At 58.2% G+C, this 16584-nt stretch carries 14 protein-coding genes; 7 read left to right on the top strand and 7 right to left on the bottom strand.

Annotation, left to right across the window (positions count from 1 at the left end):
* Positions 1–4: 4 nt before the first annotated feature.
* From KGA82_RS17220 to KGA82_RS17205, 4 genes are all read left to right on the top strand, one after another.
* Positions 5–640 carry a response regulator transcription factor gene (locus KGA82_RS17220; RefSeq protein WP_008026356.1) on the top strand — a complete coding sequence of 212 codons (636 nt, stop codon included), beginning with the start codon at positions 5–7 and terminating at the stop codon, positions 638–640.
* A 74-nt stretch (positions 641–714) separates the two neighbouring features.
* On the top strand, positions 715–1809 hold the full coding sequence (locus tag KGA82_RS17215; RefSeq protein WP_008041498.1) for an AI-2E family transporter: 1095 nt from the start codon (positions 715–717) through the stop codon (positions 1807–1809).
* Positions 1806–2537, top strand: coding sequence for a hypothetical protein (locus KGA82_RS17210; RefSeq protein WP_223451460.1), 732 nt, complete (start codon positions 1806–1808; stop codon positions 2535–2537). Before KGA82_RS17215 ends, KGA82_RS17210 begins: the two co-directional genes overlap by 4 nt.
* A gap of 21 nt (positions 2538–2558) precedes the next feature.
* Positions 2559–3023, top strand: a complete 465-nt coding sequence (locus tag KGA82_RS17205) for a MaoC family dehydratase (RefSeq protein WP_008026361.1) — start codon at positions 2559–2561, stop codon at positions 3021–3023.
* Positions 3024–3125: 102 nt separating this feature from the next.
* Here the strand turns inward: KGA82_RS17205 and gfa are convergent, their stop codons facing one another.
* On the bottom strand, positions 3126–3704 hold the full coding sequence (gfa, locus tag KGA82_RS17200) for an S-(hydroxymethyl)glutathione synthase (RefSeq protein WP_192227174.1): 579 nt from the start codon (positions 3702–3704) through the stop codon (positions 3126–3128).
* A gap of 141 nt (positions 3705–3845) precedes the next feature.
* Positions 3846–5468 carry a methyl-accepting chemotaxis protein gene (locus KGA82_RS17195; protein ID WP_223451459.1) on the bottom strand — a complete coding sequence of 541 codons (1623 nt, stop codon included), beginning with the start codon at positions 5466–5468 and terminating at the stop codon, positions 3846–3848.
* Positions 5469–5764: 296 nt separating this feature from the next.
* Between KGA82_RS17195 and KGA82_RS17190 the strand changes: the two genes are divergently transcribed.
* The gene (locus tag KGA82_RS17190; protein WP_223451457.1) at positions 5765–7552 is read left to right on the top strand and encodes a SulP family inorganic anion transporter; all 1788 of its coding nucleotides are present in this window, start codon (positions 5765–5767) and stop codon (positions 7550–7552) included.
* 54 nt (positions 7553–7606) lie between these two features.
* Here the strand turns inward: KGA82_RS17190 and KGA82_RS17185 are convergent, their stop codons facing one another.
* From KGA82_RS17185 to KGA82_RS17165, 5 genes are all read right to left on the bottom strand, one after another.
* Positions 7607–9643 (bottom strand): LTA synthase family protein, encoded by a 2037-nt coding sequence (locus KGA82_RS17185; RefSeq protein WP_223451455.1) that lies wholly within the window; start codon positions 9641–9643, stop codon positions 7607–7609.
* Between the two features lie 32 nt (positions 9644–9675).
* The gene (locus tag KGA82_RS17180; protein ID WP_223451453.1) at positions 9676–10290 is read right to left on the bottom strand and encodes a hypothetical protein; all 615 of its coding nucleotides are present in this window, start codon (positions 10288–10290) and stop codon (positions 9676–9678) included.
* Positions 10287–11585: a sialidase family protein gene (locus tag KGA82_RS17175; protein WP_223434306.1), complete on the bottom strand. Its 1299-nt coding sequence runs from the start codon at positions 11583–11585 to the stop codon at positions 10287–10289. Before KGA82_RS17175 ends, KGA82_RS17180 begins: the two co-directional genes overlap by 4 nt.
* A 307-nt stretch (positions 11586–11892) precedes the next feature.
* On the bottom strand, positions 11893–12795 hold the full coding sequence (locus tag KGA82_RS17170; RefSeq protein WP_192227180.1) for a universal stress protein: 903 nt from the start codon (positions 12793–12795) through the stop codon (positions 11893–11895).
* A gap of 183 nt (positions 12796–12978) precedes the next feature.
* Positions 12979–13869, bottom strand: a complete 891-nt coding sequence (locus KGA82_RS17165) for a LysR family transcriptional regulator (protein ID WP_032832639.1) — start codon at positions 13867–13869, stop codon at positions 12979–12981.
* A gap of 167 nt (positions 13870–14036) precedes the next feature.
* Between KGA82_RS17165 and KGA82_RS17160 the strand changes: the two genes are divergently transcribed.
* Both KGA82_RS17160 and KGA82_RS17155 read left to right on the top strand, forming a co-directional pair.
* Positions 14037–15119 (top strand): 4-oxalomesaconate tautomerase, encoded by a 1083-nt coding sequence (locus KGA82_RS17160; RefSeq protein WP_008026398.1) that lies wholly within the window; start codon positions 14037–14039, stop codon positions 15117–15119.
* A gap of 44 nt (positions 15120–15163) precedes the next feature.
* On the top strand, positions 15164–16495 hold the full coding sequence (locus KGA82_RS17155) for a dicarboxylate/amino acid:cation symporter (protein WP_192227181.1): 1332 nt from the start codon (positions 15164–15166) through the stop codon (positions 16493–16495).
* The last annotated feature ends 89 nt before the right edge of the window (positions 16496–16584 follow it).

Below are 16584 nucleotides of genomic sequence, written 5' to 3'. Positions count from 1 at the left end.
TGCAATGGCGGGTGTGACGGAGCACGTGGTGTATGTGGTCGATGACGATCAAGGCATGCTCGATTCAACGGTCTGGTTACTGGAATCAGTCGGCCTCAAGGCGTTGCCGTTTACCAGCGGTGTTGAGTTCCTCAATGCCTGCGATGCCAGCCTGGCAGCCTGTGTGCTGCTGGATGTACGCATGCCCGGCATGGGCGGCTTGAACGTGCAGGAAGAAATGCGATTGCGCGAACTGAACCTGCCAATCATCTTCGTCAGCGGTCACGCCGATGTGCCGATCGTGGTGCGTGCGTTCAAGGCCGGCGCTCACGACTTCATTGAAAAGCCCTACAACGAACAACTGCTGCTGGACAGCGTGCAACAGGCCCTGAGCACTTGCGCGACCCACCGTTCGGGTAATCAGGGGCATGAAGCGTTGCAGGCGCGTTTGCTCACGCTGACCCCACGGGAACGCGACGTCTTGTTGCCGCTGGTGCAGGGTTACACCACCCGCGAAATCGCCGAGCAACTGGGGGTGAGCGCAAAAACCGTCGACCTCTACCGCTCACGCGTGATGAAACGCATGCAGGCCAATACCCTGCCGGACCTGGTCGGCATGGCCATTGCCGCCGGAATGGTTGATCCATTGAAGTTGCGTTGAGTCCACGCGTTTTCCGCCGAACGACTATGCTGGGCTAACCGATCCCGTACCGTTGCAGTGATCAGGAGGCCTCCATGGAGCCCACTTCGTTCTCCGAAAAAACGCTGACGCGCACGCTGCTCGATGTCCTTATCCGGGCTGGGTTGATCGCGGTTCTGGTGCTGTTCTGCTTTGAAATCTTCAGCCCGTTCCGTGACCTGATGCTGTGGTCGCTGATCCTGGCGATTACCCTTTACCCGTTGCAGGCGCGTCTGAAAGGGCCCTTGGGGCAGAATGACGGGCGCATTGCGACGCTGATTATCCTGATCGCCATCGTCATCCTGGTGTTGCCGATTTACTTTCTGGGCACCTCGATAGCCGACTCGGTCGACCGTGTGATGGAAGTGGTCAAGGGCGGCGACTTTCATCTGCCACCCCCCGCCGAATCCATTGCCAGTTGGCCATTGGTGGGGCAGCCGCTGTTTGACTTGTGGCTTGAAGCCTCAACCAATCTTCCCGACCTGACCGCCAAATACCTCCCGCAGATCAAGCACTTCAGCCTGTCCCTTTTGAGCAAATTGGCCGGCGTCGGCATGGGCTTCCTGACCTTCATTTTCGCCTTGATCATCGCCGGTATTTTCATGGCCTATGGCGAGAGCGGCAGTCGCAGCGCGGTGCAGATTGCCTCGCGGGTCAGCGACCCGGCCAAAGGACCGAAAATTGCCGCGCTGTGCACCGCAACGATCCGTGCGGTCGCGCTGGGCGTGGTCGGGATCGCGTTCATCCAGATGCTGCTGGTGGGGCTCGGGTTTGTCTTCAAGGGCATTCCCGGCGCCGGTTTGCTGGCCCTTGGGGTGCTGTTGCTCGGCATCATGCAATTGCCGGCGACGCTGATCACGGTTCCGGTGATTGCCTTTGTGTTCGCCACCGAAGGCGCCAACACTGTGACGATCGTGTTTGCCATCTTCGTCTTCGTTGCCGGCCTGGTGGACAACGTGCTCAAACCGCTGCTGCTGGGGCGCGGTGTTGATGTGCCGATGCCGGTGGTGCTGATCGGCGCGCTTGGCGGGATGGTCACCAGCGGCATCATCGGGTTGTTCATCGGTCCGGTGGTGCTGGCGGTCGGGTATCAATTATTCTGGCAATGGGTCCGGGATCAGCCATCGGAAGGAGGAGGGCCGCCACTATGAATGCGCCGGGCGATGAACTGCTCAATCGCGTACTGATCGCCCATGGTGGTCTGGAGCGCTGGAGCAGTTTCAACCAGGTACGCGCCACTATCGTGACCGGGGGCTCGCTCTGGGCCATGAAAGGGCTGACCCAGGACAGCGCGCCACGGCAGATGACCGTCTGGCTGCATGAGCAGCGGGCCTCAGTGACGCCCTTTGGCGGGGCCGATCAATTCACCGCCTACACCCCGAATCGAATCGCCATCGAAAATACCGCCGGCAAGGTAATCGCCGAGCGATCGAAACCCAGAGAATCCTTTCGCGACCATGGGGAAAACAGTCCCTGGGATCCCCTGCACCGAGCGTACTTCAACGGTTACGCGCTTTGGTCGTACCTGACCATGCCTTTCCAGTTCACCTGGCCGGGTGTCGTGACCGAGGAAGTCGAGCCCTGGCACGAGGGCTCGGAGCGCTGGCGTCGTTTGCGGGTGACCTTCCCCGAGACAATCGCCACGCACTGCGCGGTGCAGGATTTCTACTTCGGTGCAGACTTTCTGTTACGTCGTCACGACTACAACGTGGATGTCAGCGGTGGCCTGGCTGCCGCGCAGTACGTTCATGGCTATGTTGAAACCGACGGCTTGCGCATGCCCGGCAAGCGGCGCGCCTATCGACGCAAGGCCGACGGCCAGGCGGATGAGCACGCCTTGCTGGTGGCGATCGATCTCAGCGACATCGGCTATTCGTAATGCACTGCGGAGGAATGAATCATGACCCTGCATGCCTGGGAAAAACTCTACCTCGATGACCTGAGTCTGGGTCAGGAGTTTGAAAGCGACCCTGTTCGCGTCCATCAGGAAGCGATGTTGGCGTTTGCTCGCGAATACGACCCGCAACCTTTCCATTTGAGTGCCGAAGAGGCCGAGTTGAGTCTGTTCGGCGGTCTGGCGGCCAGCGGCTGGAACACTGCGGCCCTGACCATGAAGATGCTGGTGGCCAGCGTCCCCCTGGCGGACGGCATCATTGGCTTGGGCATCGAGCTGAGCTGGCCGACACCGACTTATCCGGATGACGTGTTACGCCTGTTCAGCAAGGTGCAGGCCATCGAACCGTCAGCCTCCAAACCGGATCGGGGCGTGGTGACGCTGTTCATGGAAACGCTGAATCAGAATGACAAGGTGGTGCAGCGTGCAACCGGGAAGCTGCTGGTATTCAGGAAACCCCCAGAGGATTGAAGCGCTGCCGGCGTTTGCCATTTCTCGACGTCGCTGACGACAGATCCCAAACAAGCTGCCCGGGGGCCGCGGTCCGGCGAAGAAACCGCGGCGACCGATCAATCAAGCGGCAGGCAGCAGGCCTTTCTGTTTGGCGACATGAGTCGCCATTGCGTCCATCAAATCCGGGGACAGGCAGTCATAGGGCTCCAGGCCGATAGAGCGCAGGCGCTCACGGATGGCTTTCATTTGCGCTGGCGGTGTGCCGGTTTCGATGATGGAGGACACGAACGCCGCGAAGCCTGGCGCAGCCCATCCTCGTTGGGGAGAGAGCTCGGTGTGGACGAAGTCCAGGCCATAAAACGGATGGTCCTTGTTCTCGATGCGCCCGAAGAGATGGGCGTGGCACTGCTTGCAGGCATGGCGCTGGATGGTGGCTTTTTCGTCGACAATGGCCAGTTTTTCGCCGTGGGCAGTGACGCTGACCTTGTCCCGAGGCACCACGGCAATGACGGCGAATATCGCGTTTTGCGGTTTCCAGCATTTGCTGCAGCCGCACGCGTGGTTATGGAGGGTTTGCGCGTCGATCCGGACCTCGACTTTGTCGTTCGCACACAGGCATTGCAGGGTGCCACCGGTGAAATTCGCGTCGGCGGGTTGGATACCATTGTCCAGGGCAGGATGAAGTTTCAAGGTACTCACGTTGGCGTCTCCCTTTGAGTGGGCCAGACAAACAGCGGCAGGGTGTGAGTGACGAAAGCTCGCCATTTAAATCCTAGACCATCTTCGGTAACCGGGTGCGCCCCCGTCTGCCGTTGACTGGTTTGACGGGGGCCAGGCCTTTTAGAAGCTGAACCGCTGCAGCATGACGCCCAGTCCGTCGGACATTGCCTTGAGTTCCTGGGTTGTGCGCACGATCCCGCTTTGGGCGGTGGCGTTCTCTTCCACACTTTGCGCTACTTTCTCGACGTTGCAGGCGACCTGTTCACTGGCGGCGCGTTGTTCCTGGAGCGACACCGAAATGAAACTGACGGCCGCAAGGGATTCGTCCAGCACACCCTTGATCCTGCCCATGGAATGGCCCGCGCTTTCGACCAGTTTCTGACCATGAGTCACGCGTTCACAGCCGGCGGCCATGCTGTCTTTGGCTTTGACCATGCCGCTTTGTATGGCATTGACCAAGGCAACGATTTCCGTGGTGGATTGGGCCGTGCGGGCGGCCAGGCTGCGCACTTCATCGGCGACCACGGCGAAGCCGCGACCTTGCTCGCCCGCGCGTGCCGCTTCAATGGCGGCATTGAGGGCCAGGAGATTGGTCTGTTCGGCGATGCCCCGAATCACACCGACAATCAGGCTGATGTCGTTGGACTGAATCGCCAGTTGATCGATGTCCGATGAGCTTTGTGTCACCAGATCGGCTATCTGGCTCATTTCCTGGATGGAGGCCTGCATGACCTCCATGCCTTCGCTGGTGATTTCGCCTGCTTTCTGTGCGGTGCTCTGGGCCTGTCGAGCATTGTCGGCGATGTGAGTGATGCTGACGGAAAGCTCTTCTACCGTGGCCGCCATGGAGGAGGCTGTCTCGCTTTGCAGTGCGGCGCTGCTCAATCCTTGTTCGGAGGACGCAGACAATTGCAGCGTGGCCCCTTCGATCTGCCCGGAGGCCTGACTGATCTTGCCGATCATCTCGCTCAGGCTGTGGCGCATCGCCTGGACGGAGTGCAGCACCCCCGTCGACTGTTGCTGATCAAGCTGTGTAGCGGCGAGTTTCCCTTGGGCGATGTTCGAACTGATGGCCGCCAGTTCTGCCGGTTCGGCACCGAGCTGGCGGCTCAACAGGCGGGAGAACAAGACCGTGTAGGCCACGCCCGCGATCAGGGCCAATGCCAGAATCAACAGGCTGAGCTGGAGACTGGAGGTATAGGCGCTCTGGTTCTGTTCGAACTGGTTCTTGGCCTCTACCAGTTGAACTTCGATCAACTCGGAAAACTTGGCTGACAAGGGATCGATCAGTGGATACAGCTGATCTGTCGCGAAACGCGCGAGACCGGCGGCGTCGCTTTGGCGCAGAAGGCCCTGCAAGTTGTGCAATGGACCGTGGGTGGCTTCCATCAGCGGGTCGATTTGCGCGATCAAACGGGTTTCTGCAGGAATCAGCTCTGTTGATTTGTATGCGCGCCACGTCTGATCGATTTCCTTCTGCGCTTGCTCTATCCGGGTCAATGATTCTGCGTTGGTGAAGTTGCCATTGCGTGCCTTGTGGGTGGCATCGACGATGTCCACGGCGTACAGGTCGGCGATTTTTTTCAAGTCCCGCAGCGGCACGACCCGATCGAGGTACACGGTCTCCAGACTGCGTACCGCAGATTGCATTCCCAAGAGTCCAAGCCCGCCGACACACAACAAACCCAGGAGCAAAGTGCTGGTAAGCACAAGCAGATGAGTCCTGATTTTCCAGCTTCCCATAGTCCGTAATTCCTGAGTCAGCTAATAGATGGCGATCAAGAGGTCAGCGTTAGGTGCAATAACGGCACATTGGCATCATTGGCTGAGACCCAGGAGAAAAAACATCGTGTGATCGGCGAGAATTTATGAATTTGCGACACTGGGAGACACGCTATTGGCGTCGGCGCGGTCGACGATGAGTGTGCCGGTTGCCTGGCCCATCGTTGAATTTTTCACTCATTACTGAGCAAGATCGCAGACTTGACCCAGAATGAATCTACCGCACGCCGTTTGTTTTCCTTGAGGGCTAAAGTCCCATGAGCGATTCAGATGCTCCGCCACCCGTTCCCGAACCGGGCCGGATTACGCACAGGCATACTGGCGATCAAACCGGCTTGAGCCGTTGGCTGCCGGGGCTGCGGACGTTGAGCCGCTACAAGATGGCATGGTTGCGGCGCGACATTGTGGCCGGACTCGTGCTCACCACCATGCTGGTGCCCGTCGGCATCGCCTACGCGGTGGCGTCGGGGGTGCCCGGCATTTATGGCCTTTACGCGACCATCGTTCCATTGCTCGCTTATGCGTTGTTCGGCCCCAGCCGAATCCTGGTGCTGGGGCCGGATTCCTCATTGGCAGCCATCATTCTCGCCGTCGTTTTGCCGCTGTCCGGCGGTGACCCGCATCGGGCGATCGCCCTTGCCGGCATGATGGCGATCGTCTCGGGGGTGGTGTGCATCCTGGCGGGTGTCGCGCGGCTGGGTTTTGTCACCGAGCTGCTATCCAAACCGATCCGCTATGGCTACATGAACGGCATCGCGCTGACGGTATTGATCAGTCAGCTACCCAAGTTTTTCGGCTTTTCGATTGAATCCGACGGACCGCTGCGCAACCTGTGGGCCATTGCCACCTCGGTGATGGATGGAAAAACCAACTGGACCACCTTCATGATCGGTGCAGCCACCGTGGCGGTCATCTTGTTGCTCAAGGACAAAAAGCGCGTGCCGGGGATTCTGATCGCCGTGGCAGGCGCCACCGTCGCCGTTGGCGTGCTGGACCTTACAACCCACAATGTCGCGGTCCTCGGTTTGCTGCCCCAAGGCTTGCCGGCGTTTGCCATCCCTTGGATCAGTCGCGCCGATATCGTTCCTGTAGTGATCGGAGGTTGCGCCGTTGCGCTTGTCTCGTTCGCCGACACCAGTGTGCTCTCGCGCGTTTATGCGGCGCGGACCAAGACCTATGTCGACCCAAACCAGGAGATGGTAGGGCTCGGCATCGCCAACCTTGCCGGCGGTTTGTTCCAGGGGTTTCCAATCAGCAGCAGTTCGTCACGCACGCCTGTGGCCGAGGCGGCGGGGGCCCAAACCCAACTTGCCGGCGTGGTTGGAGCGCTGTCTGTTGCCTTATTGCTGGTGTATGCCCCGGATTTGCTGAAAAACCTGCCCACCAGCGCACTGGCGGCGGTGGTCATCGCTTCGGCTATCGGCCTGATCGAGGTCGCCGATCTGCGACGGATTTATCGTATTCAGCGCTGGGAATTCTGGTTATCGATCGTTTGTACCCTCGGTGTGGCCGTATTCGGCGCCATCGAGGGCATTGGCCTGGCCATCGTTGTCGCGGTGATCGAGTTTCTATGGGATGGCTGGCGGCCGTATTCTGCGGTGTTGGGTCGCGCCAAAGGCGTCCAGGGCTATCACGACATCACGCGTTATCCGGATGCGCGCCTTATTCCCGGCCTGGTGCTGTTTCGCTGGGATGCGCCGTTGTTTTTTGCCAACGCAGAACTGTTCCATGACCGAGTGCTGGACGCCGTGGCGACATCACCCACGCCGGTTCGTTGGCTGGTGGTAGCAGCCGAACCGGTCACCAGCGTGGACGTGACTTCCGCCGACATGCTGGCTGAACTGGACCAAACCTTGAACGAGGCTGGCATCACGTTGTGCGTGGCCGAGATGAAGGACCCTGTCAAAGACAAGTTGAAGCGCTTCGGACTATTCGAGCGGTTTGGCGAAGCTGCGTTTTTTCCGACTTTAGGCGTCGCTGTCAGCAGCTATCTCAAGGTCCATCCCGAGGAATGGAGGGAAGGGCAGGATGAGGATCGCGATTAGACAATAGTGCCGGCACGCTATCGGGGGCGGCGCGGTAGCCGACCCCGATCCCGGTTACTTGCGCACGTTCTGGTACAACATCAACCTGGACGTTTCATGCATGCCGCGGGTCAGTTGCACCAGGCGCTTGAACTCTTCAGGGTTTTGCCCGGCTACGTTGTCCAGCGGCGTCGCTGAGGCCAGATCGTGCAGCGTCGGCGAGCTGCCGTCGTGCTCCATCTGCACCATGTAGTGTTGAGTGACGCCCGCAATCAACGGGAACGTACCTTCACGCAACACCAACGGCACTACGCGTTCACCCTCGGGCGCAGGCTGCTGGATGTCACGCCCCAGGCCGCTGTTACGAAACTCAAGGCCGGCCATGCCCGCCACGGTTGGCAGCAAGTCCACCAGACCGACAGCTTCCTTGACGGTTCGTGTGCCAAGCAGACCCGGTGCATGGATGATCATGGGCACCGCGTTACTTTCCAGACCCAGTTGCTCATAAGCCGGTGCCAGGAAAGGGATCTGGGCGATACGGGTGTTGTGGTCGCCAAACAGCACGAAAATGGTGTTGTCGTAGTAACCGCCTGCTTTGGCAATTTCCATCAAGCGTCCGATGTTGAAGTCCAGCAGGCGCACGGCGTTGTACTGCTCGACACTGCGCGATCCCGCAGCCTGAACTTCGGCCAGGGTAGGGTGCTTGACCTCGAATCCGTCATTGCTCTTGGGAATCGTGAAGGGACGATGGTTACCGGCCGTCTGCACATAGGCAAAGAACGGTTTGTCCTTGGGCAGCGCTTGCAGGATCTTGTCGGTTTCCTTGAACAGATCCAGATCTGAAATCCCCCAGACATCCACTACCGGGGATTTCCAGTCCCGCTCTTCGAACAAACGAACCCCGTCGATACTTTGCCGGATCAAGGCATTCATGTTGGCCCAACCGGAGTTGCCGCCAATGGTGTAGATCTTCTCGTAACCGGTGAAGGCATTGATCAATGTGTGCTGTTTGGTGATCAGCGGATTACGCGTCGCGGTTTCCTGTCGAGTGACGTCTGGAACCCCGCTAATGCTGGCCCAAACGGTTTTTGCGGTCCCGGTGACCGGAACGTAGAAGTGCTCGAAGAACCAGCTCTGCGTGGCCAGGCGATCGATGTTGGGTGTCGGATTGATCGGGTTGCCGTAGGCGCCGACGGCACTGGTACCCAGCGACTCGAGCATGACAAACATCACGTTCGGCGCCCGTGTGCTCGATACCTTGTAGGGTTGTGGCGCCTGGTGACGGACGAAATTCAGGGTCTGCGGATCGGGCTGGTCTACGCCCAGGTATTTGGCAATCACGGCATAGTGTTCACGCACTTGCGCTTCGTCGTAGCGCGACTGGCCGACCTTGACCGTATCGTAGAGGAAAATCACCGGGTTCAGGCCCAGCGCTGCAACCTGGTTATTGCCGGAGAAGAACGCATCGCTCCAGCGCAACGGGACAGGGTTTTCCAGGTTCATGTTCTCGACACGACCCAAAATACCCAACAGCACCAACACGACCATCAACGCGCTACCCCAAGTGGCGGAGAGCGGGTGAATGGCTTTACGGGGGCGGTCCAGCGTCACGCGTTCCAGGCGCACCAGGGCCAACGTCACCAGGGCGACTGTTGCCAGCCACCCCAGTGAAATCCAGATAACCGGGTAGGTTTGCCAAACCATGTCACGGGATATTTGCGCGTCGTCTATGAAGCGCAGCACGGTGGCGTTGATCCGTACGCCCAGATAGGCGTAATGGCCAAAATCGACGATATAGATCAGCAGCAGAGCGCCCAGGGCGACTGACAGATACACGCGTGCCAATCGGCGAAGCAGGCGGCTGCTGACAAGATTACAACGAGGAATCCAGGCCAGCAACGCCAGTGGCAACATCGCCAGGATGGCCAGGCGCAGATCGAAACGAAAACCGATGCCCAGGGTTTCCAGGACGGCATGGTCATCGCTCAATGCTCGGGCGTCGAAACCGGAGAAGCCGAAAAAGAACACCACCCGCAGCAATGCAAACAGCACAAACACAATCGCTGTCGCGCCTAGCCAATAATGCAAACGTCTCGATTGCAGCCAACCCATCCCTGTACCCCTGTTAAAAATGTCGTTGAATCTCAAATGGATCCGGAGTCTTTCACTGAGCCAAACCGCGTGTTCAGCCAACCGTACGTCCAGCGCGCCGCGAGCATCAGCAGTGCCGCGCAGCAATACAGCCCCAGCAGCGGATCAACCAGGTAATCCCAATAGTTGTGCGAAGGTTTTACCCCTGCGATGAAGGCCAGGGTCGCACTGGCCAGCATCACGACGGCCAGGTAGCTGCGCAGGTAAAACAGACCTGCCGTGAGCAGAGCGAAGAAAATCAGCATCGGGCGCGGGCTGAAGCCAAACCGGTAAGGGTCCAGATGACTCAACCCCAGCGTTGCCGGATACAACGCCAGCGCCAGCGCAGCGAAGATAATCAACACGCGGGTCTTATCCTGCTGCGCAGCCGGCAGGAAACCCAGTCGACGCAAACAGCCCCACACCATGAACACCAAGGTCGTCATCGCAAGGTCATCAATGTGGCTGCGCAGGTAAGCCGCCAAGGACAAGCCGTCCAGCGGTATAAAGCTAGCGGCCAGCAATGCAACCAGCAGCACGATCTGCGCGGCTCGCTTTAAGCCGAAAGAAGGCAGCAACAGAAAGATGATCATTGTGAAACTGAGATGCGCTTGCCAAAGGTTGATCATTTGGCGCGCTCCGACAGCCATGCATCGTTGAAGGTGACGTGCTTGATGAAGGTGTTGTTCCAGGAATAAACCAGGTGATACATCCCGTCGGGACTGCGGATGAAGTACGGGTATTCATATTCGAAACTGCAGGCTTGTTCCTTGCAGACCCGGCTGTCCAGGTTGTTCAGGAACTGCGCTTCCAGCGGTTGGCGAAGTGCGCCACTGGATCCGCGAAACTCTCTGCCGATGATTTCCTTGTAGGCCTCGGGTGAAAACGTATCGCCTTCTGGATCAGGCGATTTGTCGAGGTCCCGCAGTGAGCGCCAATCGTCCATTTTTGCGTCGGTGCCATAAAGACTCAGTTTGAAGCGGCCCTCTTGCAAGTCATTGAGTGCCACCAGCAACCCATGTTCGGGCGTCGCTATGGCCGCCAACGAGGAATTGGGATTCGAGGGATCGAGCGGATAAGGCTCGCTCCAGGTTTGCCCGGCGTCTTCAGTGCGGGTCGCCAGTACTCGATGGTGGGTGTTGCCGGCATAGCGCAGCAAGGCGATGCCGCGCTGTCCATCCAGCGGAACGACCGTGGGTTGCAATGAGTTATTGCCATGGCTGATGCGGAATTTATCGATCACCTCACCGTCTGCGCTCAAGTACAGGTACTCGGAAAACTTGCCCAGAAATTCGTGGTAGACCGGTAAGCCGATGGAACCGTCGGCATGAAACACCGGAGCCGACCGTACCAGGGTGCTGATATTCAAGAAGGGCGAAGTGATCAATTGGCGCGGCGCCGACCATTGGCGTCCATAGTCTTCAGAGACCATTACATTGACCGCACTACCGGCCCAGCCCCCCATGGACACGGACACGTAGAACAACCAGAGCCGGTTGTCCGGTGCGAGCGCAACGACCGGGTTACCCAGTTTTCGAATGTATTTTCCAGTGCCCAGTTGGGTCGACTGCCGAGTCGCCAATACCTGTTCCGCACCCCATTCGCCAGTTTTCGCGTCGAAGCGGGCTGAGCGCACCTGCACATCGGCTGCGCCTTCACGCGTACCCGCGAACCAGACGGTCATCAGGCTACCGTCAGGTAAGGCGGTTACCGCCGAGGAATGCACGAAGTCCACCAACCCGGACGAGGCAAAACGGCTGGTATAAATGGGTTTGGCCACTTGCTCAGCCACAGCCCTCACCGGGTTCATCAGGGCAAAGGAAGAGTGCACAGGGGCAGGGTGGGTGAACCATGCGGCCGCAAACAGGCAGGAAAGGGCAACATAAGCCAAGAAGGCAGGGAGGGAGGGTAGGTGGATGCGCATAATCGAGGCTGTGCATCTTATGGCCGATTCAGGCAGCTCAACCTATCACTTGTAGTAGCAGACTCGGGCTTTAGCGAGCCGTTGCTTTGTAAGCAAATGTTTGTAGCGCGATATTCGGACCTTTAAATTATAAAAACACATTATTTATCAATGGCTTAAAGGTGTTGGTAGGCGCCAGGCCGTTAATCGAAAAACTGCTCTCGAAGGCGGAATAATAGACTGAAATTCACAACAACCCATTCAGCGGGCCGAGCGTCGCGGCCTGTTCGGCCGCCAACGCTGCCTTCGCGCACTAAAAGCGGATCCGTTACTGATCTACCTGCGCCTTAATTGCCAAAACATTGCAGGGCACCTTATACAACACGTGCTCTGTAGTACTGCCAATCAGCTTGTGCAGCCCTTTACGGTGCGTATCGCCCATGATGATCACATCGGCTCGGGTGTGGGCCGCGAAGTCGGACATCACTTTGGTGGGCGGCCCTTCAATGAAATGTTGTCGTTCAGAGGGCACGCGGTAGTTTTCAGCCAGCGTAATGAAGGACTTGTTCAGTGACCGGCGTACATCGGTGCTGAAGCCCGGCATCGTCACGGCGCCGGCACCGGCGTCAGAGATATGTGTCAGCGATGGGTCGAAGGCGTGCAGCAGGTGCAGCTCTGCATCACACTGCATGGCCATCCGCTGCGCAGCCACGATGATCCGGTCATTGAGGTCGTTAATCTGGTGCTCTGGATGCGACAAATCCACTGCCGCCACAATCACCCGCGGAAGTGGACACCTGACTTCGCTGACCAGATGAACAGCAACCGGGCAATCGCGCAGCAGATGCCAATCCAGCGGCGTGACGAATACGCGTTTGAGTGCTGATTCGTGGTGTACGTCCTTGATAACCAGGTCCGGTTGCAAGTCTTTCACATGCTGAAGGATTTCTTGAAGTACGTCCCGAGCCAATACAACTTCGGTGGTCACCGCAATGCCATTGCCACGTATCAGTTGGGCTTCATCTTGCAGCCACTTCTGGTTCTCTTGCTGACAGATTTCGCGAAATTGCTCATTCCCGCTCATCAACCCCAAGATGTCGACGTCTTCAATGAACACCGCGATATGCAGCACTGCGTCAGTGGCTTTGGCTAGTGCAACTGCCCGCTCCATCGCCGGCGTGTGACGCATGGTTGGACCGACAATCAGAAAGAGGCGTTGATATTGGCTCATGTCGCACCTCCAGCATTCCGGGTTATCCGTTGGTTTTTGCCAGCACTCTCATCCTCTACACCATTGGCGACCTCTACGGCCTCAACTTCCTGGATCGCCAATACCAATATACGCCTGCATTCAGTGAGCGCGCGCGGGACGAGTTGCCCTAAGCACTTATTAAAGCAGGCAGGACGAGAGGGGTCATTGCTCCCACTGTTCCAGCAGTATCGAGACGAATTTTTCCGCTGCCGGAGAGAGTGAGGCGCCTCTTCGGTAAACCAGTCCCAGCGATCGGTTCACGACAGGCTCTATCAAGGGGACGCTCACCAAGGTTGGATGATCCACCGCCGGCATTGCGAGGCTCGGCATTGCCGAAACGCCTAGGCCAGCTTCTACCAGGCCCAGCGATGTAGACAGGTGTTGCACCTCATAGAACCACTGTGGACGCCAGCTCAAGCCCGACAAAGCGTGGTCCAGCAACATGCGGTTGCCGCTCAGGCGACCGACCCCGATAAGGCGGTAATTGCTCAGTTCAGACCAGGTGACCGAACTGCGCCCGGCCAGCTCATGATCGCGTCGACACGCCAAAACAAAAGGCTCGTTGACCAACGGCACAAACTCAATGTCGGGGTGCTGGCCGCTCATCATGTTGATGCCAAAGTCGGCTTCGCCACGCAGAACAGCCTCCAGTCCTTCGTTCGCACTGAGATCAAGCAAACGAATGCGGATTTGCGGATAGCGCTCGTTGTAGAGGCGGATGACCGAAGGGAGGAAGTAGAAGGCTGCGGTGGGGATGCAGGCGAGGGTGACACGGCCGCTCTGCCGCTCCGCCAGCTCGCGGATGTTAAGTATCGAGTCGTCGAAGTCATCCAGTAGGCGTCGTGCCTTGGGCAGGAAGTCTCGCCCAACGCTGGTGAGGCTGACCCTTCTTGTCGTGCGATCAAGAAGCGCTGTTCCCAATCCCTCTTCAAGCTTTTTCATTCTCCGACTCAACGCAGGTTGAGAGAGATGCAATGCATCGGCAGCCTCGTGGAAGCTTCCAAGTTCCGCGATCTTCACGAAAGATCGGATGTCATTGAGCTCATAATTCACTTTTTTTCTCTCGGCAGACGAGCGTTATTCAGCCAGTTCATCCTAGATTCATCATGCGTCAAACGCAATAATCAGGCTGATATTTGCATTGGAAACAATTTTTAAAGCCTGCGACTCTTGCTCACAAGACATCAATAACCCCTATTGATCAACAAGAGTCAGTATTCATGCAACGAATTCCCTGTGTGCTAATGCGCGGTGGTACTTCCAAGGGCCCGGTATTTCTCGCCTGGGATCTACCTGTTGCGATCGAAGACCGTGATGAGCTGCTGCTCAACCTTATGGGTTCTGGCCATGAGCTGGAAATTGACGGCATCGGTGGCGGTAGTCCACAAACCAGCAAGGTGGCGATCGTCAGCCCGTCGCTGCATCCTGACGCGGATGTCGACTACCTGTTCGTTCAAGTCATGGTCTCCCAGCGTCGAGTCGACACTGCGCCCAATTGCGGCAACATGCTTTGCGCCGTTGGCCCGTTCGCCATCGAACAGGGGCTGGTAAAAGGCACCAAAGACCTGACCCGTGTGCGTATTCGCAACCTCAACACGGGGACTTTTGTGAACGCCGAGGTACAGACCCCGGGTGGAAAGGTCAGCTATGAAGGCGACACCGCCATCGACGGTGTGCCGGGTACCGCCGCTCCTGTGCAACTGACCTTCCTGGATGCGGCGGGCAGCAAGACGGGCAAGCTTTTCCCGACTGGGCAAACGCAGGATCTGATCGACGGTATTGCAGTGACCTGCATCGACATGGCGATGCCGATGATGATCGTCGAAGCCGGCCAGTTGGGTAAGCGCGGTGATGAAAGTCCTGCTGAGCTGGATGCCGACAAAGAGTTTCTGCGCCGCCTGGAGGCCTTGCGACTGCAAGCTGGCCTGGCAATGGGCCTGGGTGATGTCAGCGACAAAGTGATCCCCAAGCCTGTACTGGTTTCACCGGCCAAGGCAGGCGGCACAATCCAGGTGCGCTACTTCATGCCACACAATTGTCACCGGGCCTTGGCGATCACCGGCTCCATCGGCCTGGCCACTGCTTGTGTCACTGAAGGCAGCGTGGTCGCGCAATTGCTCGGCGGGGTTAGTGAACCGCGCTTGCAGCAAGTACGCATTGAACACCCAAGTGGTGGAATAGATGTCGTATTGTCCTACACCGGCGCTCAGGGTGAGACCATTCGTGCTTCGGTAGTGCGTACATCGCGCAGGCTGTTCTCCGGTTTTGTCTACGCCGCGGCTTCCCAACGACTCGCCGGATAACGTCCCCTAGTCATTGCCGTTTTTGCATCAGCACAATTCTAAAAATGGGTGATGCCATGAAAGTTGTAAAATCGCTCTACTTTCAGATTCTCTGCGCCGTGCTGTTGGGCGTACTGGTCGGACATTTTTGGTCGCAGCAGGCCATCGCCTTGAAGCCGCTGGGTGATGCCTTCATCAAACTGATCAAGATGATGATCGCTCCGGTGGTGTTCTGCACCATCGTCACGGGTATCGCGGGTATGAGCGATAAACGCTCCCTCGGACGCCTGTTGAGCAAGACCATGCTGCTGTTCCTGGCGTTGACCGTGATCAGCCTGATTATTGGCCTGGTGTCGGTCTACCTGTTCAAACCCGGTGTGGGCATGAACATCGACCCCACCCAGTTGAGCACCAAGGGCTTGTCGCAGTACACCGATTCGGCCGCGAAGCTGGGAGTGGTCGAGTTTTTCATGCACATCATCCCCGACACGTTCATCGGTGCCTTCAATAAAGGCGAAGTACTGCCGGTGTTGTTCATCGCGGTGCTTTGCGGTTTTGCGCTGTCGGCCATAGGCGAGCGTGGCAAGCCGGTGCTGGATGTACTGGAATCCGCCTCGCACATGGTGTTCAAGATCTTCTCCTACCTGATGCGCTTCGCTCCGATCGGTGCCTTTGGCGCTTTGGCCTTCACCGTGGGCCAGTACGGTATTACATCGCTGGGCTCGTTGGCCAAGCTGATCATGACGCTGTACGTCGCCTGCGCCTTCTTCGTCTTTGTGGTGCTGGGGAGCATCTGCCGGGCGAATGGTTTCAGTCTGTGGAAGTTGCTGCGCTACTTCCGCGAAGAATTCCTGGTGGTGCTCGGGACTTCCTCCACCGAGCCGGTGATGCCGCGGATGCTGGAAAAGCTGCAAGCCCTGGGTTGCAAAAAAGGCGTGGTGGGGCTGGTGTTGCCAACGGGGTACTCGTTCAACCTCGACGGTACGGCCATCTACCTCTCGCTGGCAGCGGTGTTCATTGCTCAGGCCTGCAACATCGAACTGAGCCTGACACAGACCGTGACCATGCTGGCAATCATGCTGTTGTCCTCCAAGGGGGCAGCGGGCGTCACCGGCGCCGGCTTTGTCGCACTGGCATCGACGCTGACAGTGATCCATGACATTCCCTTGGCCGGCCTTGCCTTGCTGATCGGTATCGACCGTTTCATGTCGGAAGCCCGGGCTTTGACCAGTCTGGCAAGCAACGCCGTGGCTACCGTGGTGATGTCCATCTCGGAGAACGCCTGTGATCGCGAAACACTGATGCGGACTCTGGACGGTAAACCTTCGCCCGCTGCACCCCCAGCCCAAGTCCAGAACCCCGACTGGGATGGCCTGAAGGTCACCGAACACGCTTGACCGTTCGCGGCTGAATCCAGCCCCCTTAAATACCTCAATGAATAACTCCCGCCAGGCACAGTTGATCGTGCCGTCTGGCGGGGACGGGG

Source organism: Pseudomonas sp. BF-RE-22 (assembly GCF_019956155.1).
In the GTDB taxonomy this organism is placed as follows: Bacteria; Pseudomonadota; Gammaproteobacteria; order Pseudomonadales; family Pseudomonadaceae; genus Aquipseudomonas; species Aquipseudomonas migulae.
Note: the sequence above shows the minus strand (reverse complement) of the source record. Positions and strands in the feature narration are given on the sequence as shown.

Excerpts from the sequence above, each read along its gene's own strand:
- KGA82_RS17180 (WP_223451453.1), bottom strand. The coding sequence starts at position 10,290 with ATGATCAACCTTTGGCAAGCGCATCTCAGTTTCACAATGATCATCTTT.
- KGA82_RS17170 (WP_192227180.1), bottom strand. The coding sequence starts at position 12,795 with ATGAGCCAATATCAACGCCTCTTTCTGATTGTCGGTCCAACCATGCGT.
- KGA82_RS17160 (WP_008026398.1), top strand. The coding sequence starts at position 14,037 with ATGCAACGAATTCCCTGTGTGCTAATGCGCGGTGGTACTTCCAAGGGC.
- KGA82_RS17155 (WP_192227181.1), top strand. The coding sequence starts at position 15,164 with ATGGGTGATGCCATGAAAGTTGTAAAATCGCTCTACTTTCAGATTCTC.
- KGA82_RS17210 (WP_223451460.1), top strand. The coding sequence starts at position 1,806 with ATGAATGCGCCGGGCGATGAACTGCTCAATCGCGTACTGATCGCCCAT.
- KGA82_RS17205 (WP_008026361.1), top strand. The coding sequence starts at position 2,559 with ATGACCCTGCATGCCTGGGAAAAACTCTACCTCGATGACCTGAGTCTG.
- KGA82_RS17220 (WP_008026356.1), top strand. The coding sequence starts at position 5 with ATGGCGGGTGTGACGGAGCACGTGGTGTATGTGGTCGATGACGATCAA.
- KGA82_RS17175 (WP_223434306.1), bottom strand. The coding sequence starts at position 11,585 with ATGCGCATCCACCTACCCTCCCTCCCTGCCTTCTTGGCTTATGTTGCC.
- KGA82_RS17195 (WP_223451459.1), bottom strand. The coding sequence starts at position 5,468 with ATGGGAAGCTGGAAAATCAGGACTCATCTGCTTGTGCTTACCAGCACT.
- KGA82_RS17190 (WP_223451457.1), top strand. The coding sequence starts at position 5,765 with ATGAGCGATTCAGATGCTCCGCCACCCGTTCCCGAACCGGGCCGGATT.
- KGA82_RS17185 (WP_223451455.1), bottom strand. The coding sequence starts at position 9,643 with ATGGGTTGGCTGCAATCGAGACGTTTGCATTATTGGCTAGGCGCGACA.
- KGA82_RS17215 (WP_008041498.1), top strand. The coding sequence starts at position 715 with ATGGAGCCCACTTCGTTCTCCGAAAAAACGCTGACGCGCACGCTGCTC.